The organism is Desulfosporosinus orientis DSM 765 (genome assembly GCF_000235605.1).
Lineage (GTDB): Bacteria > Bacillota > Desulfitobacteriia > Desulfitobacteriales > Desulfitobacteriaceae > Desulfosporosinus > Desulfosporosinus orientis.
Genome location: NC_016584.1, coordinates 2,622,278 through 2,639,173, shown reverse-complemented (window position 1 = coordinate 2,639,173; position 16,896 = coordinate 2,622,278). Strand labels below are relative to the sequence as shown.

Annotated in this window: 17 protein-coding genes; 9 read left to right on the top strand and 8 right to left on the bottom strand. The window is 45.7% G+C overall.

Annotated elements, in window-relative coordinates:
- Window positions 1-42: 42 nt before the first annotated feature.
- Window positions 43-243 carry a hypothetical protein gene (locus DESOR_RS29370; protein WP_014184923.1) on the bottom strand — a complete coding sequence of 67 codons (201 nt, stop codon included), beginning with the start codon at window positions 241-243 and terminating at the stop codon, window positions 43-45.
- On the opposite strand from DESOR_RS29370, the gene DESOR_RS30975 reads away from it, so the two are divergent.
- From DESOR_RS30975 to DESOR_RS12335, 7 genes are all read left to right on the top strand, one after another.
- Window positions 152-424, top strand: coding sequence for a helix-turn-helix domain-containing protein (locus DESOR_RS30975; protein ID WP_148265270.1), 273 nt, complete (start codon window positions 152-154; stop codon window positions 422-424). The two genes, DESOR_RS29370 and DESOR_RS30975, sit on opposite strands and share 92 nt — an antisense overlap.
- A 110-nt stretch (window positions 425-534) precedes the next feature.
- Window positions 535-1,182 (top strand): TorD/DmsD family molecular chaperone, encoded by a 648-nt coding sequence (locus tag DESOR_RS12360; RefSeq protein ID WP_014184922.1) that lies wholly within the window; start codon window positions 535-537, stop codon window positions 1,180-1,182.
- 26 nt (window positions 1,183-1,208) lie between these two features.
- Window positions 1,209-3,407 (top strand): molybdopterin-dependent oxidoreductase, encoded by a 2,199-nt coding sequence (locus DESOR_RS12355; RefSeq protein WP_014184921.1) that lies wholly within the window; start codon window positions 1,209-1,211, stop codon window positions 3,405-3,407.
- A gap of 13 nt (window positions 3,408-3,420) precedes the next feature.
- Window positions 3,421-3,987, top strand: a complete 567-nt coding sequence (locus DESOR_RS12350; RefSeq protein WP_014184920.1) for a 4Fe-4S dicluster domain-containing protein — start codon at window positions 3,421-3,423, stop codon at window positions 3,985-3,987.
- Window position 3,988: 1 nt separating this feature from the next.
- A complete protein-coding gene (locus DESOR_RS12345; RefSeq protein WP_014184919.1) occupies window positions 3,989-4,819 on the top strand; it encodes a dimethyl sulfoxide reductase anchor subunit family protein in 831 nt (276 codons plus the stop codon).
- Between the two features lie 140 nt (window positions 4,820-4,959).
- Window positions 4,960-6,996 (top strand): molybdopterin-dependent oxidoreductase, encoded by a 2,037-nt coding sequence (locus tag DESOR_RS12340; protein ID WP_014184918.1) that lies wholly within the window; start codon window positions 4,960-4,962, stop codon window positions 6,994-6,996.
- Between the two features lie 28 nt (window positions 6,997-7,024).
- Window positions 7,025-7,591: a 4Fe-4S dicluster domain-containing protein gene (locus tag DESOR_RS12335; protein ID WP_042332221.1), complete on the top strand. Its 567-nt coding sequence runs from the start codon at window positions 7,025-7,027 to the stop codon at window positions 7,589-7,591.
- A gap of 350 nt (window positions 7,592-7,941) precedes the next feature.
- Here DESOR_RS12335 and DESOR_RS12330 read toward each other — a convergent pair whose 3' ends face one another.
- From DESOR_RS12330 to DESOR_RS12320, 3 genes are all read right to left on the bottom strand, one after another.
- On the bottom strand, window positions 7,942-8,259 hold the full coding sequence (locus tag DESOR_RS12330) for a type II toxin-antitoxin system RelE/ParE family toxin (protein WP_014184916.1): 318 nt from the start codon (window positions 8,257-8,259) through the stop codon (window positions 7,942-7,944).
- On the bottom strand, window positions 8,243-8,527 hold the full coding sequence (locus DESOR_RS12325) for a type II toxin-antitoxin system prevent-host-death family antitoxin (RefSeq protein ID WP_345788341.1): 285 nt from the start codon (window positions 8,525-8,527) through the stop codon (window positions 8,243-8,245). Before DESOR_RS12325 ends, DESOR_RS12330 begins: the two co-directional genes overlap by 17 nt.
- A 188-nt stretch (window positions 8,528-8,715) precedes the next feature.
- Entirely contained in the window at window positions 8,716-10,041 is a 1,326-nt protein-coding gene (locus tag DESOR_RS12320) for an aminotransferase-like domain-containing protein (protein ID WP_014184914.1), read from the bottom strand.
- 115 nt (window positions 10,042-10,156) lie between these two features.
- On the opposite strand from DESOR_RS12320, the gene DESOR_RS12315 reads away from it, so the two are divergent.
- Window positions 10,157-10,951 carry a GNAT family N-acetyltransferase gene (locus DESOR_RS12315; protein WP_014184913.1) on the top strand — a complete coding sequence of 265 codons (795 nt, stop codon included), beginning with the start codon at window positions 10,157-10,159 and terminating at the stop codon, window positions 10,949-10,951.
- Window positions 10,952-10,981: 30 nt separating this feature from the next.
- On the opposite strand, the gene DESOR_RS12310 is transcribed toward DESOR_RS12315, so the two are convergent.
- The 4 genes from DESOR_RS12310 to DESOR_RS12295 are packed head-to-tail and all read right to left on the bottom strand — an operon-like array spanning window position 10,982 to window position 14,918.
- Window positions 10,982-12,169, bottom strand: coding sequence for an adenylosuccinate synthetase (locus tag DESOR_RS12310; RefSeq protein WP_014184912.1), 1,188 nt, complete (start codon window positions 12,167-12,169; stop codon window positions 10,982-10,984).
- 20 nt (window positions 12,170-12,189) lie between these two features.
- Window positions 12,190-13,095, bottom strand: coding sequence for a hypothetical protein (locus DESOR_RS12305; protein WP_014184911.1), 906 nt, complete (start codon window positions 13,093-13,095; stop codon window positions 12,190-12,192).
- Between the two features lie 53 nt (window positions 13,096-13,148).
- Entirely contained in the window at window positions 13,149-14,156 is a 1,008-nt protein-coding gene (locus DESOR_RS12300) for a molecular chaperone DnaJ (protein ID WP_014184910.1), read from the bottom strand.
- 21 nt (window positions 14,157-14,177) lie between these two features.
- Entirely contained in the window at window positions 14,178-14,918 is a 741-nt protein-coding gene (locus DESOR_RS12295) for an NUDIX hydrolase (RefSeq protein WP_014184909.1), read from the bottom strand.
- Window positions 14,919-15,156: 238 nt separating this feature from the next.
- On the opposite strand from DESOR_RS12295, the gene DESOR_RS12290 reads away from it, so the two are divergent.
- Entirely contained in the window at window positions 15,157-16,761 is a 1,605-nt protein-coding gene (locus tag DESOR_RS12290) for a sigma 54-interacting transcriptional regulator (protein ID WP_014184908.1), read from the top strand.
- Window positions 16,762-16,896 lie beyond the last annotated feature (135 nt).

Sequence of the window (16,896 nt, the reverse complement as noted above, 5' to 3'; positions counted from 1 at the left end):
GCCAAAGTCACAACAAAATAACCTCAGCCGAATTTTCATCGTTTAGTCTGTCATTTCTGCATTTATTTCACAAGATTGTTCTTCTTTCACACATGACCCTTGACAACATGGCTCATCTAAATCCAAATAGATTAAAACCATAAGAACTGTAATGATTGCTAATTCGTACACAATAATTCCACCAATCACAATTGGTAAATCTTTGGATTCAATCTTTAGACAATTACATTTGTTCGTTCCCATAAAGCATTCTCCTTTTATATTTTGTCATGGTAATATATTCCTCCTTTTAAGTATTGGTAAGTTGACCATCAAAAAGTGCCATTTAACATCCTATAATATGTTAATTAACCTGGCTGCTCAAAAACTCTACCTCCACCCCAACACCTTGCGCTACCGGATTGAAAAGCGTTGTTTTTTTTAACAAAAACCTCTCCTTTTTTTCATATTTGCCGCCAAAGACAAAAGAGAACAGCAGCTTTATACTTTAAGCAAGTTAAAAAAATTACAATTAGCTGAAAGGAGGAAACACCTTTGACTGCTGTCCTTGCCGGCACAACCAATCATCAAAGCGAACTCCTGACTGGCACTATCTCCGCCTTACTTGCCCTCAGCCGCTTGTTTATAGGCGGGGGGGAAGAATTATCTCGCACCCTGGCGGAACTGGGAAAATCATGCCAGTGTCTGGGCAGGGACTTGCCCGGTTTACTGGAGATCAGAGAAAGCCTGGAAAATCATGTCCAAGCTCAGCCCTTGGAGTTCCAGCAAATGTGCTTTGAATTTAATCGTCTCTTTGTCGGCCCTGCTTCCCCCCCGGCACCACCCTATGAATCCATTTATTTATCCCCGGATCGATTGGTCATGCAGGAACAAACCCTGGCAGTACGCCAAAGCTACCAGGCAGAAAATTTAATGAGTGTTTGCCAAGGCTCTGCTCCCGATGATTTTATTGCTGCTGAACTGGAATTTGCAGCCTACCTGCTCAGCCGGTTAAGAGAAGAATCCTCCGCAGGCAATTCCTCAAAGGCCAGCAAGTACCGGCACTTATTCAATACCTTTATGGAAGAGCATCCCCGGCGCTGGCTCCCGGAATTCGCAGCGATTGTCAGGGAAAATACCCAGCACCCCGTTTTTTTGCCGGTTATGCAAGTACTCTTAAGCACAATCCAGTTATCGTTCTAATCTACATCGTCAAAAGGAGGGTTCTTATGAAAATCTCCCGCCGCAAATTTATCGGCGCCACAGCGGCCACTGCCGCCGGAGCCAGTCTCTTTAGCTTTGAAATGCTGACAAAATTAAACCCCGCTGCTGCAGCAGATCCCAACGCTGAATTTCAGCAGTTCCGCAACGTCTGTCCCCGCAACTGCTACGACACCTGCGGGCAAATATCCTTCGTACAAAACGGGATTTTAAAAAAAGTCGAAGGTGATCCTAAACATGGCTATACCAACGGCAAACTTTGCCTTAAAGGTTATACCTATACCCGACGGATTTACAGTCCGGACCGCATCAAATATCCTATGAAACAGACCCCCCGGGGTTCCGGCAACTGGACCCGGATTAGCTGGGATGAAGCGATGGAAACAATCGCCAAGAAAATACTGGACCTAAAAAAGCGTTATGGCTCAACCCTACCTATTTGCTTCGACAAATACTCTGGCAACTTCGGCATCCTCCACTACGGTGCTGACGGAACCATGTCCAGCATTGGCTACACTACCCGTGCTTTGGGAACTCCTTGCTGGCCGGCAGGAATCGATGCCCAGACCTATGATTTCGGCACCCTGTATTCAAATGACCCGGAAGATATGGTTAACGCCAACTATTTAATCCTTTGGGGGCAGAACGCAGCCTGGACCGCGGTTCACAGTATCCCTTTCATCAATAAAGCCCGGGAACGGGGAACAAAACTGGTGGTCATTGATCCCATCGAAACTTCAACAGCATCCAAAGCGGACCTCTATATTCAAATCAAGCCCAGTACGGATGGAGCTTTGGCCCTGGGTATGGCCCGTTATATTCTGGACAACAACTGGGTGGATTGGGATTATGCCCGGGCCAACAGTGTTGGCTTCGACGAATGGATCGATTACCTGAGAAACAATGTGACCTTGGACTGGGCGGCTGAAAAAACCGGAGTACCTGCTGACATCATCCGGGAGATTGCCCGTGAATATGCCACGGCCAAGCCTGCCAGCATGTGGGTGGGCTACGGATTGCAGCGCCATACCAACGGTGGTCAGAATGTCCGGATCATCGATGCTCTGGGGGTGATGACCGGCAACGTCGGCAAATCCGGAGGCGGCGTCAATTATGGACATTTAGAAACCTGGGGCTTTAATTATAACGCCATGTCCTACCCTGCCCCTAAGGGTTCCAAAGGCTTTGCCGGTCCTGACGGCAAAGAAGGGGACCGCAATATTAACATGAATAACTTCGCCCAGGATGTCATGGCCCAGCAGGACCCTCCCGTCAAAATGCTCTGGCTGGCCTGCCGCAACCCCGGTTCTCAGGACCCGGACACCACAGCCATTGAGAAAATGTTTAATTCCATGGAACTTGTGGTGACCGTTGATTCCTTCTTCAATAAAACTGTGCAGATGTCGGATATCGTTCTGCCCACAACCACCCATTTTGAAAACACGGATGTCAATGCCAGCTATTGGCATTATTGGGTGGGCATCAACCAAATGGCTATTAAGCCTATGTACGAAAGCAAAAATGATATTGAAATCGCCATGCTTCTCTCCCAAAAAATGAACGCTCTGGAGCCAGGCTCCTGTACCTTCCCCACGAAGGGCACCCCGGAAGAATGGCTGTCCAAGGAGTTCAATCCCGGCATTTATGAGTTTTTAGAAATTTCCCGCTGGCAGGAACTTATCGACAGCCCCCGCAAAGCCAAAATGCCCCCGGCATCCTGGTCCGACGGTAAGTTCCGTACTCCCTCTCAGAAAATCGAAATTCACAGTGACTCTGCTGAGAAAAACGGACTCCCGCCCCTGCCAATCTGGGTGGAGGAAATGAAAGCCCCCGCTAACTATCCCATCCGCCTGATCACACCTCATCCCCAGCATGCCTTACACTCTCAATTCCAAAACTTAGACTGGATGATGACTGCCAACCCGGAACCCATTTTAGAAATCCACCCCCAACTGGCAGCCCAATACGGGATCAGCGAAGGTAATAAGGTCAAAGTCTTTAATGATTTAGGATCAATCATCCTGAAAGCCCATTTAACCCGGACCACTCCCCCGGATGTGATCGTCTCCTATGAATCCTGGTACAAAAACTCTAACTATAATGTCAACTACACCGTGAAAGCCATACCCAGTGATATGGGCAAACAAGCCACCGGCAACGATGGTCTGGCCTTCCACGACAACTTCGTTATGATTCAAAAAGCTTAAGGAGGGGTAATGCATGAGCAAACAGCTTGGCTTCTTGCTGGATTCTGAAAAATGTCTGGGCTGCAGGGGCTGCGAAATGGCTTGTAAAAATGAATACCAAATTGACGCGACACCCCGTTGGCGCCAGGTTTTTCAACTTGATGAAAACAGTTATTCCCTGCCGGCCCGGATGTTCTTTTCCATGGCTTGCAACCACTGCGCGAACCCCCAATGTTTAAAGGTTTGCCCGGTAGGAGCCTACACCAAAAGAGAGGATGGCATTGTGGTTCACAACCACGACCGCTGCATTGGCTGCCGCCTTTGCACCATGGCTTGCCCTTATGACAGGCCTCAATTTAACCCTTTAAAGGGTAAGGCAGAAAAGTGCAGTTTATGTTACCAACGCATCGACCAGGGCCTAAAGCCTGCCTGCGTCGCCGCCTGCATTCCGGGAGCTTTGCAATTGGCGGAGATCAACCCAGAGCTGGATCAAAAAACCGGAGTTTTGAAAACCCTGCCCGGATTGCCTAATCCGGCACTAACCAATCCGTCGATCCGCTTCATTGGACCAAAACAAGGCAAACAAATAAGGAGGGATTAGCATGGGAACTTGGGAATGGCCGTTAATCATCTTCACAGTTATGGGAGAGGCCGCCATTGGCATTCTCCTGGCCTTGTGGTGGCTGGACCGTACCCCTTTGGATATAAAAGTATATAAAAAAGCGACTCTCACTTCCGGAATTCTCTTAGCTCTCGCCCTTGTGGCCTCCCTGGCTCACCTGGGGCACCCGGAAGCGGCTTATCGCGCCGTCTCTCATTTAAGCACATCCTGGCTTAGCCGGGAGATTCTCTTCTTTTTAATGACCGCAGCCGCTTGGCTCTATCTCTTCATCCAAATTCGCCGGCCTGACGGCAAGCGGCGGATGGCCGCCGGAATCGCCGGCCTCCTTGGCCTTCTGGGGATTCTCAGCAGTGCCATGATTTATGTTTTGCCCCGTGTTCCGGCCTGGGACAGTGCCCAAACGCCCCTCTTCTTCCTCCTGACAACGGGTTTATTAGGAGGCTTGATTCTCCTGCTTTTGGGCCGCAAATCTCTGACTTCCGCCCAAACCACCTACCTGGTATATTGGTCGCTCTCTTGTCTTGCCGCCAGCTTGCTCACCTATATTCTCTATCTTTCTATGCTAAATGCCGGCGGCAGCGAAGGAATGGCCACGGTACAATTCCTCAGTACCAGCCCCTTATTCTGGATCAGGGTAATCACGAACTGGATTGCACCCATGATCCTCCTATACCCGGTGATTAAAAACAAAAAAGCAGCCCAGCCAAACCTAATCCTGACCATACTTGTCTGCAGCGGCATCGGTGAATTTTTAGGGCGTGCTCTCTTCTATTTAAGTGCTGTTGGTATCCAGATATCTGCCCTAAAGTAAATAGGGTATTTTAGCGGAAAATCTCCTTGACGGCATCCGTTGCCAACGGATGCCTTTTTATTGCCTATTTATAATGAAAGGAATTATCCTAATTACAACGAACAATAATAAGGTAGGTAATTGCAAGGAGGGGAAAAAATATGAGCGTTCAAAAGCACCATCATATTTGCCCGCGCAACTGTTATGATACTTGCAGCATGATCAGCACAACCGTCAACGGACTTCTGGTCTCCGTGGAAGGCAATCCGGCTCACGATTATACCAAAGGTAACCTCTGTCCGAAAGCTATGCATGACATAAAAAAAGTGTACAGTCCCGAGCGGATTAAATATCCCATGCGGCAAAAGCACCGCTTCAGCGGTGATTGGGAGCGGCTTTCCTGGGACGAAGCCCTTTTGCTGATTGCTCAATCTATCTTGGATATTAAACATAAATTCAGCTCCACCTTGCCCATCGTGCTGAACAAATACTCCGGCAATTTTGGCGCTCTCCACAACGCCATAGAATGGCTGTTTTCCGGGATTGGACCGACTACCCGAGCAGTGGGCTCCCCTTGCTGGTCCGCCGGTATCGATGCTCAGACCTTTGATTTCGGCAGATTTGTCTGTTCCGATCCCCAGTCTATGGGCAAAGCTAAGCTGATTTGGCTTTGGGGGGTTAATCCGGCATGGACAGCGATCCATCAGATGTCTGTTATTTTTGACGCTATCGACCGGGGGGCGACGGTTGTCTGTTTCGATACCCACCTTAGTGCCACTGCTGCCAGATCCCATAGCTTTATCCAAGTAAAGCCGGGTACGGATGGCTTACTTGCCCTGGCCATGTGCAAGGTTCTCGCCGAGGAAAATCTCATCGACCCTAAGATTGAGGACTATTCCCTGGGCTATCAGGAATTCATCGCCTATTTAAACTCAGAGATGGATTTGGAGAAGGCTGCCGAAATAACTGGGGTAAAAACCGAGACCATTCGTGAACTGGCCAGAGAATACGGCCAAACCCATCCGGCCTGTATCTGGGTCGGTTTTGGCCTTCAGCGTTACTCTAACGGAGGGCAGACACTGCGGGCCATCGACGCCCTAGGGGCCTTAGCCGGCCATATCGGTGAAGAAGGCGGCGGCGTCAACTATGCTCATTTTGAAACCTGGCAATTTTCAGACGCCCCGTCAGTTCAGGACCAAAACACCGGGCTTGACCGGCTGTTGAATATTAACAGGTTTGCCGCAGAAGCTCTGGCCTGCACTGATCCGCACCTAAGTATGCTCTGGTTATATGGCCGGAACCCCCTCGCCCAAGATTCGGATCTGAAACTCTGGCATCAGCTTGTGCAGCAGCTGGACCTGATTGTGATCAACGACCTCTTCCTGACCTCATCCGCTGAGGCCGCGGACATCTTTCTGCCGGTAACTACACATTACGAACACTGGGACTTAAACTCCAGCTACTGGCATTACTGGGTTGGCGTCAATGAACCTGCAATCCCCCCCGTGGGCGAAACCCGCTCCGATCTGGAAATTGCCTGGAATGTCTCTGCAGCCCTTAATACACTGGAGCCAGGCAGTTGTACTTTTCCCACCCATGGTTCCGAAAAGGAAAGTGTCTTAAAACAACTAAGCCCTGGTTTACTCCGGAAACTCGCCTTAAATACCTCTGAAGAAATTTTAGCGAATCCGATAAAGGCCGGTTTGTCACCAGTCGCCTGGAAGGACCGCAAATTTGCCACTCCTTCAGGACGATTTGAATTCCTCTCAGCAAGGGCAGCCTCAGCGGGGTTTCCGGCTCTCCCCATCTACCTACCTGCCCAGCAGCCTCCCAAGGATGCTCCTTTGCGCCTGTTAACCCCCCATCATACATCAACCATTAATTCCCAGTCCTACCAGGCGGATGAGATTCCTGACCATTATCAACTATCGATTAACCCGGAACTTGCTCAGGCCTACAAACTCAAGGAAGGGGACCTGGCCGAAATCTTTAACGAATCCGGTTCCCAGCAGGTCCGGGTATCTCTCGATCCCATGATCTCAACAGAGATAGTTATTGTCTATAAGGAGGCTATTGAACAAAAAACCCCAGCCCTCAACGTTCTCCTCAAGTCAAACACCACGGATATGGGATGGGTAACCACCGGAGCACCGGGATTAGCTCTAAACGAAACCTTTGTTAACCTGCGCAGGATCTGAGTACTTTGGCAAATTTGAAACGGAGGGGATAACAACGCTTAAACAATTAGGGTTTATTTTAGACACCAACCGGTGTTTAGGCTGCGGTGCCTGTGTTAACGCCTGCCAGCTCAATAACCGTCTCCCTGCCCCCCTCACCTATCGTTCTGTCCGCCAGGTTGATGAACAGGATCCAGAAGGCATCCGCAAGTTTTATCTTTCAGTTGCCTGTAATCATTGTGCTAATCCCGAGTGCCTGAGAGTCTGTCCCAATGGTGCTTATGCTAAACGCCGGGATGGCATAGTGATTCATATTCCCTCTAAATGTACCGGCTGTAAATCCTGCGTGTCATCCTGTCCCTTTAATGTGCCTAAGATTCATCCTTTAACAGGAAAGGCCAGTAAATGCCAGCTCTGCCACGAACGTATTGATCAAGGACTATCTCCTTACTGTGTAAAAGCCTGCCCGACGGATGCCCTGCGCATGATTCAAATCCGGGATTTGCCCTCTGAAAAACTCATACGCCTGACGGCACCGCTGCCTGGTTTAAGACTTACTAATCCCTCGGTTTATTACTTAACTCCCAGAAGAGTTAAAATTAGAGGGATACAATAACAAGACCCGTTCTTTGTAACTTTCTACAAAAAACGGGTCATTTTTTTGTAATTTTGAACAAACGACTAATAATATGTCAGTATGAACTGATGGATTACTTCCTATTATATAGGTTTATTCTTATGGAGGCAATGGTCTTCATATCACAGGCCTCATTACTTTGCGTCAACAGACCTCTACACACAGCCACCAGTTTAAAAATTCGGCGGCTTTGAGATAAACTAATCTAGATTAGTCAGACCTCAAAACCACCAAATTTTCAATCCTCTCATTTAAGCTGCTAAGCAAGCGGCATGATTCAAATCCGAGATTTGCCCTCTGAAAAACTCATACGCCTGACATGTCAGTGCCTACAAAAGCCAGCCGTAATCCTGCCTGCAGTCCACTACGGCATCTACGTATACAGTTCCGTTTTTCACCTGATAAACCAGCAGATACCGCTTTGCTATCAGAAGCTTGCGGTATTTGCCCGATGGCACCAGCGGGTCGGAAAGCCATGGGTTCCGCTCTGGAAATTTCTCCAGGGACTTTGCTGTTTCATTAAACTCAGCAATAAGTTGCAGGACTGCTGTTTCACTAACCTGTGCAAGAAAACGGGAATGGGATACCAACATTTGAGCTGCCTCATCGGAGATAATCACTTTATACAACTTACTTTCGTTGCCCATCCAATACCTCCTTGACAGCGTCCTTCATCATCTTGGACACCTCGTCAACGGAATAGCCTTTTTTGCCGCTCAATCTGTCTTCCTCCGCAGCAATCAAATTTTCCCGAAGGCGCAGCATGCTTTCACGTCTGGCAAAGGCTTTAATGTCCATTACCACCAGATCACCTTCTCCGTTTTTGGTCAGATATACCGGTTCTCCCGACTGCTTGCACAGCTCGGAAATCTCATTGTAGTTCTTTCGAATTGCCGCAGAAGGCTTGATATTCATCATCCCGAACACCTCGTTTTGTAGCAATATTGTATACTTATTATATGCTTATCATACTACTATAGAAACAATTTGTAAATTTGAAAGCACCCGCTCCTTGCAACGACTAACTCAATCTTTGCTAAAAATTAACGATGCACCCACTCTTTTTTCAAAGGGGGGTGCATTATTTTAGCTCTGAAGATGTACTAGGATTTAAATACTGATTTGTGACTAATAAGCTGGATTACTTTTTTAATATCTTCATTTTCTGATTTACAGACACATAATTGTATACTCTCCGGATGAGGGAAACCATCGATATAACAACCAGTCGTACTGTTTAAAAGCACATTGTCCTTCGCCAGCCTGTCTACAAGAATATCGGATGAAATACCATCTATGTCTAGACAAGCATAAATTCCTGTGGGAGGAATATAACATTTTACAATATTATTTTGAATACATGCTTCCCGTAAAATCTCCATCTTTTCTTGATAATATTGTTTTGTTCTTTGCACATGGAACTTGTACATACTACTTTGCAAATAAATTTCCAGCGCTCCTTGTGTCAGGATTGGGGAATTAAGATCGATACTTCGCTTGTAGATAAAAAATTCATTTTGCAGTTCTTTCGGCACGATAGCCATGCCTAAGCGTAATCCCGGCAACAGTGCTTTTGAAAAACTCCGAATATAGATTATCCTTTCCTTATCGCCTATAGCATACATAGGATCTGCCTTTGCATCTACCTCTAGATCTGCCAGATAATCATCCTCAACAATATAGACCTCGTACTGTTTGGCTAGATTGATTATCTCCTTTTTTTGCAAACTGTTATAGCAAAATCCCGTAGGGTTTTGATATCTTGGCATTGTGTAGAAGAATTTAATATCACCTCGCTTAAATATTGCTTCCAACTCGGAGAGATCTATCCCTTCGTGTGTTCTTCCAATACCAACAACTGGTGTTTTGGTTAACTTCAATACCTGGAGCATAACGGAATATGTCGGTTGTTCAACAAGTACTTTCGTCCGTCCGTTGGGGAAAGGGATTGCCGCCAGAATATATAATGCCTGTTGGGAGCCATTGGTTATAAAAATTTCATTTGGTTTTGTAAAGACCTGAAAGTTTGCCATGTGTTTAGCTAAGACATTAATCAGTTCCTGCATCCCCTGGGGCGAACAATACTCGAATAACTTCTTCTCATATAGGGAAATAGCTTTCTCCATACAATGATAAAAATCCCTATATGGATTAACGGAATCTGGCGGAGAAGCAGTTACCATATCAATTACGTGATTCTTTTTATTAACCTGAACCTCGGATTTAACAACATAATATCCGCTTTTAGGAGAAGCATAAATTAAGTGTTCATCCTCAAGGAGCTTATACGCCTTCACGATCGTATCGGAATTATAGGACAATTCTTTGGAAAGTCTCTGTACGGACGGTAATTTTTCGCCAGGCTTATATGTACGGGAAAAGATTTTTTCTCTTATAAAATCCGCAGCTATCACATATTTATAGGCCATATACAACCTCATTTCTATACCAGTATAGATTGAAATTTCTTTTCTAGCTTTTACCAGCCTCCTTCTATTAAAATTATTTTAACATCGAAAAAATCGGACATAAAAGGAGGACAATATGATAAAGCTTGAAGTTAATGATTATGCCAAAGTCATTGAGCCATTAGAAAAACTAACCATCAACACCTTATTCGCTAAATCAGTTATATATGGACATGTAGACGGCTCGGTTTATGCCGATAGTGATAAAGAACCCAAAGTATTTTATATTGCCCATCCTTATGGAATGTCGTTGTTATTTGGCAATATGAAAAGTGAAAAATTTAATGAAACTTTATGTTCGTATTTAATAAACAGGGATAATGTCAGGATCAAGGATGAGTGGTTACAAGTATTTCCCACCTCATGGAGCAGACAACTAGAGATGATTTTGGGCTCACATACCAACAGAGTGGTTAGGAATACAAGGGTAAACTTTATTTTCGATTTTAATAAATATAAGGAACTAAATAAGCCACTCAATAAACCAGAATACGAAATCCTACGTACTACTAAAGAAATTTTCCGGAATTTTCATGGGAACGTTATCCCAAAGTATTTCTGGAATGATGAAGATCACTTTCAAGAATCAGGAATAGGTTATAGCCTAATATGTGACGGAGAAGTGGCCTCTACGGCATTTTCATCATTTATAATCAATAACCAACTTGAAATTGGGATTGAGACCCGGGAAAAGTACAGAGGCAAAGGGTTTGCTTTATGTGTTTGTTCTGCTCTTATAAATTACTGTCTGGAAAATAGTCTGGTACCTATTTGGGCATGCCGACTAGGAAATATTTCATCATACCAGTTAGCTCAACGACTTGGGTTTGTCCCTTCTCAGTTTATTCCATATTATCAGCTTCCGGTTTAGAACCTTATCTAATAAAATCTTAAGTAATGGTCAAAGAACAGAGCATTGGATATCCTCTGCCTTTTCTCCATATGAACTATAACAGGTATTTAGATTCATAATTTTTAACAAATCAGCGACTTCAAACTTTTCACTATCCGTGATTAAGAATCCATCTGTCTCGTCTAAGTGGGTAACGGCTAACTCTACCCCAGCTCTCCGGTTTAAAAACCCCAAATCCTTTTCCACTGAGTGCCGGAAAGCAGCCATATCGAAATAGCCATATCTAAAGCTGCCTTGATAGGCATTGGTCTGATTTGTTTTATCCCTTAAGCCCTCCGGTTTAATGTTGGTCCTATCACACTCTGTCTTAAATAGACCGGCCCCGTGTCTCGTAAAGTAAGATCTGGTTACATAGCACAGGGAAAGATCGCAGGCATCGACAGCGCTTAATATCTGTATGGCATTTTTAAGACCGGTGTGGGAGGGTGTCAGATGGGGGTAATATTCCATATTATCCGCATCCAGGAGTAATCCTTGAGCGCCCTCGAAGACAATGTTGTCGTATTCATTAATAATATTATCGTCTGCTATTACCGTATGCTTAAGCATAAACCCTAAGTCTGCGATATAGTTTTCGGTGATGTTATCGTTTTGGATCAGCTCCCATTCCCTATCCGTTAATTCCGTATTCAACTCGTCTAAGCGTTTGGGAACATATACCTGAATGGTGTTGGCGATCATGTCGGCCAATTTGTCGAAGTTCTCTTGGATATACCCTATGGTTGTTTTCCGGTGATTGCTTGTTCGCTTGATGGTCTCATAAATGCCTACCCCACAGCTTCCATGCCTGTTTTTATCCCTGTGAGCCTCGGCCATCTGATTGATCATGACATCGCAAGGGAAGGTAACAAGGCAATCCTTATGGATGTATACCCTTGGCACAACCCCCTTACTTTCCAGGACTTTGTACTCTTTAACGAAGAGCATAGGATTAAGAATGAAGTAACGGGAGAGGTAGGTGAGATTGTTTTCGTTAAAACTGCCTGAGCCAAAATGGCTGAAAACATGTCTTCTCCCGTCTGCTTTAACCACAGTGTGCCCTGCCTGGGCTCCGCCGTTAAACCTTACGTTCAGCACCTTTTCCCGGGCAGGGAATTCAGAACAGAAATAGTCGGTCAACAAGCCCTTGCCTTCATCACCAAAGTTTGCTCCAATGACAATCTTAACCTTTTTCATCCCACCTACCCCCGTCCTTCTTAAAATTCGATGAGCCCCTTGGATTTTGTAATTCCGGTTAAACCTTTTAAAGCTTCTTTAACAACCAGAGCCGTTGTGCCATCCCAGGAATTCACGACTGAGTCAATAGACCTGCCCCTCATAGCTTCCAGAATCGACACGATAATTTCAGGAATGCGCTGGTAATCTGATACTCTAATGGCTCTTTCCCCAAGTAACTCCCGCCATTTCTCCAGGTCGCTGTCCCGGTGGGACCCGCCTTGAGCCATACAGAGGTGGAAGACTTCGTATTTCCGGTTCACCTCGGCCAGCATTTCTGCCACGGGAATATCAGCCTCCACCACATCGCCAAAGACCCTTTGAATCTCCCGCTGGGTGAGTTGTTCCGGGTAACCGTCATCTCCCATGGTAAATAAGAATCCTTTTCTGCCCTGCTTGTCGAAGGAATCAATTTTTGTGTGGCGGGCGGCAAAGTACCAGGCCAGGGGGTAACTTTCAAAGCCATTGCCGCCGCCGCCTTTTTCAAAGTAAAGCTTTGTCAGCTGTTCGGCGATGCGAATATCCGATTCAAATTGCGTGACTTGGAAAGGCGCACTGTCACCGGCAGGAGCATCTCCAATGGCGTTAAACATAATTTGCGGGTCCGTGACCGGATTTCTGTCCAGGATTTCCTGAACAAGAACACCAAGTTTCTCAGCAACCACCTGAAGAAGAAGACTCATTGAGCCGGTTACATCAAGTCCGATAATAATTGGTGTGCTGTTGGGATGTTCGCTGCTGTCCCGGCTTTCTCTGAAAGCAACCTGCTTAGGATCGAACTCTGAGGTCATCACTCTCGAAGCATAAATTGTACTTGTGGATTGTCCAGCCACTTTTTTAGCTGAGTACCTGGCCCAGTCTTCTGGTTTCCAACCTCCATATCCCATGAGCAACTCCTCCTTAGGAATTCATTTTTTATCTTAAAATAACCAAGCAATTATTAAAGGCTGTAGACTTCCTTCTCTCCCACTTCCATGCTGATAAACTTTCTGGGTCCATAGGAGTTTCTTAAAGCCGTGTTCCAGCCCACGAACTCTTTTCTGGCCGAGTCTGCAGACCCCTTCTCCAGCCAGGCTTGATAGCTATCCGGCACTTGTGCCTTATTTAGCAATTCCCTGCCCATAAGTTTGATGGATTCCAGGTCAGTTGTAATACAGCCCGCTTTGTTTGTTTTGATTAAGGGGCCCATCACATCGTAAATTTGTTTCTGGGTACCCAACATCTTTTCCCCCTGCCCGACGCAGTACCACCAGCCCCCCAATAAAGCAATTGAGTGGTTTTCAGGTGAGACAAAGCAGTTTTCCAAACTGATTCCATTATGAGCGAGCCCATTGTAATCCAGGAAACAGCAGATACTGCCCAAGCGGCTCAACATCCAGGCTGCATGCCTGGGTTCAATCTTTCCTTGATAATAATTGAGCAGGTCCTGCAATCTAACGAAGTCCTTGGTCTTTTTTATAACCAGTACCCATTCCCCTGCGGCTGTTTCGAACTTATCCATGAATTCCGGGAAATACCGTTTGAACTCATCCTCCATGGCTTTGTTTTCATATCTTAGGGAACTCACCCGCTGAAGGGCGTTATCAAAATACTTTTTGTGCTCTGCCTCAAGTACATAAACCACCACAGAGGATGCCACGTACTGCACGCCCAGCTCAAAGGGGAACTCTTTGATGAACTTCAGCCTCTTGTACTTGCCTTCTTTGGTCTTAAATTCCCTAACATTGCTTTCTTCCCATTGGCCGGAGACAAACAAACTTTCGGCCTGAGCATACAGATCTCTAATCTTCCGGAACACATCCTCAGCCCTAGCCTCCTTGCTGCGATCAGGATGGTACTTCTGAACAAGCAACCGGTACTCTTCCTTGGCTTTAACCGGATCGTTGGAGTACAGGTCCCCGCATTTTACAGCTGCCAGGACCTCATTAGGGTTATTGATATTAACCATGCTGTCACCGCCTTACTCCATTCATTGACACTCTCTTTTCTTGAACAACCGGGCGGGCCGGTGGGCTTTGCCATCGGTCCAGTGGTCCGTCTCAATGATTTTATCGTTCAACACCCTTCTGAAGGCCTGGACTTCCCGGCCCAGGAGCAGTTCATAAACGGTCTGCAGCTCCTTAACTGTGAAGAGTTCATTAACCAGGTGAAACCCTGCATCGGTATACATAATCTTATTCTTGATCCGGTTAAGGGCATCAGCAATAATCATCCTGTGGTCAAAGGCCAGGCTGGTAATCCGAACACTTGGGTCCTTTACGGAAAGGAAACTTAGCTTATCCGACTCCCACTGGGATGCTGAGGATTCTATCCAGAACCATTCCGCTTCCTTGCTGGCCCGTTCTGAATTGAGAAGGATTTTCTCTTTGGGCGCAAGGGCAATATAGCCTATACTAATAACCCTGCCCCTTATGTCCCGATTCACATCGTCTCCGTAGGAGTATAATTGCTCCAGATAAATGTCATCGAGGCCAACCTTTTCCCGAAGTTTTCTTTTAGCGCATTCCAGCAATGGCTCATCATAATTGACAAAGCCTGCCGGTAAAGCCCAGCCTCCCTTGTAGGGTTCTTCGTCTCTTTTCACAAGCAGTACCTGCAGCCCTTTTTCTGCCACTTTCCTGTTATTAGTGAGAGGTTTATTATCCGTTGTCAGTACCACTACATCTGTTGCTACACTCATTCGATCATGGGTGCTAAAGTCACGTTTCATGGGTCATGATCCTTTCGAATTTTCTTGAGCCAATTATATACCAAGTTTTACTTAATTACAATATGTTATTAACTAATTGTAATTAACTTTTGTGATGAACTATAAACGATGTAGTAATAGCCTGTACGACTCATTTATTTCCATTCATCACTATTAGAACTTATCCGGTCATGATATAATCATATTACAAAATATTTGCTTTTTCGACTTTTCCTAGGAACAAGAAGGGGTGAACAAAATGGAAACCCTCGAGTTTGTTGTGCGTATCGAATTCGTTGATCGACCCAGTTTAGGTTACGATATTTTTCAACGTTTTGAGGTCCATCATATCGATAAAGTGGGAATGGAAGTCTCCCCTGAGCTTGGGATGATGATTAAGTTCCGCTGCTCCTCGAAGGAGGAGGCTAAGGCCCTGATTCAGGATCTCAAAACCGTTCATGGGGTTATTTCTGTAGGACTTCGCGATCATATGCCCTATGAAGACCGCGAGCAAGAATTAAAAACGATTTTAAACTCTGTGAGTGAAGGCATTATCGCAGTTAATAAGGAAGGCAAAATCACGCATATCAATGAAGTGGCTTCCCGCATCTTCCATACCACTTGGGAAGAGGCCCTCGGACTGGATGCTGAAATGATATTCGAAGCCAATCCCCCCATCCTCGAGACCCTTCGAACAGGAGCATCTTACAGTTTAAAAGAGCGCAAAATTCGCAAAGGAAACAAAACCATCCATTTTTTGACCAGCGGTGTCCCTATCCTCAATGATAAGGGACATATCATCGGCGGTGTCATGACAATTAAGGATTATCGCCAAATCGAAGAAATTCTTTCCAAAGTGGAACGTAAGCCTTTTGCGATTACGTTTGATTTTATTGTCTATCAGAGTCACCGAATGAAGCAGCTCGTAGAGACTGCCAAAACAGTCGCCAAAGGAAATTCCACAATTCTTCTCCGTGGCGAGAGCGGCACAGGAAAGGAAATGTTCGCCAAGGCCATTCATATGGAAAGTCCCCGCTCACAGTCACCGTTTATTCCCATCAATTGTGCGGCCTTACCTGACACACTCCTCGAAAGCGAACTTTTTGGTTACGAAGAAGGGGCTTTTACAGGGGCTGCTAAGGGAGGGAAAAAGGGCCTCTTCGAGCAAGCCAGTGGTGGAACACTCTTTTTAGACGAAATCGGAGAAATCTCCCCTCATGTTCAGGTGCGTCTCCTTCGAGTGTTACAAGAAGGGATGATTCGTCGCGTCGGCGGAGCCAAGGAAATCCCTGTCGATGTTCGAATTATCGCAGCCACTCACCGTAATCTTGAAGAGATGATTGGCAGCGGACAGTTTCGAGAGGATCTTTACTATCGTTTAAACGTGATTCCCTTGAAAATCCCTGCCCTTCGGGAGCGCGCCGAGGACATTCCCCTGATCGCTCATGCCTTAATCCGCAAAATCGCTAAGAAGCTTGGCAAATCTGAAATCCATCTAACGAAAGAAAGCATGGATTTACTCATAACCCAGCCCTGGCCCGGAAATGTGCGACAGCTCGAAAATACCCTTGAGCGAATTCTCAATATTATCGATAACGCAGAGATCAAGCCTCAACTTTTTTATGAATGGACGGATTTGACCCCGAAAAAGCCCCTGAGTGAACCTGAAGATGATGATACACTAATTAAGATTCCGGTCTATGAGGAATGGCCGACCCTTAAAGAAATTGTGGCCGAAGTCGAACGTCAAGTCTTGCTCAAAGTTCTCGAAACTCATCATTCTTCACGGAAAGCAGGAAAAGTATTAGGAGTATCCAATACGACCATTTTGAATAAAATGAAAAGCTATGGAATCGGTGAGTAACGCTCTTGAGATTAAAACAAAAGTTTCGAAAGTGACAAGTCTATTTATCGTTGATAAAAAAACTTGTCACTTTTTTTTGTCACTTAAAAATCTTTTTCTCAATTTTTCCATTTTTCCTAACTAACCACGTTGTCA

Bases quoted from the DNA above. Each gene is read 5' to 3' on its own strand.
- DESOR_RS12345 (WP_014184919.1), top strand. From the start codon at position 3,989: ATGGGAACTTGGGAATGGCCGTTAATCATCTTCACAGTTATGGGAGAG.
- DESOR_RS12290 (WP_014184908.1), top strand. From the start codon at position 15,157: ATGGAAACCCTCGAGTTTGTTGTGCGTATCGAATTCGTTGATCGACCC.
- DESOR_RS29370 (WP_014184923.1), bottom strand. From the start codon at position 243: ATGGGAACGAACAAATGTAATTGTCTAAAGATTGAATCCAAAGATTTA.
- DESOR_RS12340 (WP_014184918.1), top strand. From the start codon at position 4,960: ATGAGCGTTCAAAAGCACCATCATATTTGCCCGCGCAACTGTTATGAT.
- DESOR_RS30975 (WP_148265270.1), top strand. From the start codon at position 152: ATGATTGCTAATTCGTACACAATAATTCCACCAATCACAATTGGTAAA.
- DESOR_RS12305 (WP_014184911.1), bottom strand. From the start codon at position 13,095: ATGGGATATGGAGGTTGGAAACCAGAAGACTGGGCCAGGTACTCAGCT.
- DESOR_RS12350 (WP_014184920.1), top strand. From the start codon at position 3,421: ATGAGCAAACAGCTTGGCTTCTTGCTGGATTCTGAAAAATGTCTGGGC.
- DESOR_RS12325 (WP_345788341.1), bottom strand. From the start codon at position 8,527: ATGAATATCAAGCCTTCTGCGGCAATTCGAAAGAACTACAATGAGATT.
- DESOR_RS12315 (WP_014184913.1), top strand. From the start codon at position 10,157: ATGATAAAGCTTGAAGTTAATGATTATGCCAAAGTCATTGAGCCATTA.
- DESOR_RS12295 (WP_014184909.1), bottom strand. From the start codon at position 14,918: ATGAAACGTGACTTTAGCACCCATGATCGAATGAGTGTAGCAACAGAT.
- DESOR_RS12330 (WP_014184916.1), bottom strand. From the start codon at position 8,259: ATGGGCAACGAAAGTAAGTTGTATAAAGTGATTATCTCCGATGAGGCA.
- DESOR_RS12355 (WP_014184921.1), top strand. From the start codon at position 1,209: ATGAAAATCTCCCGCCGCAAATTTATCGGCGCCACAGCGGCCACTGCC.
- DESOR_RS12300 (WP_014184910.1), bottom strand. From the start codon at position 14,156: ATGGTTAATATCAATAACCCTAATGAGGTCCTGGCAGCTGTAAAATGC.
- DESOR_RS12320 (WP_014184914.1), bottom strand. From the start codon at position 10,041: ATGGCCTATAAATATGTGATAGCTGCGGATTTTATAAGAGAAAAAATC.
- DESOR_RS12310 (WP_014184912.1), bottom strand. From the start codon at position 12,169: ATGAAAAAGGTTAAGATTGTCATTGGAGCAAACTTTGGTGATGAAGGC.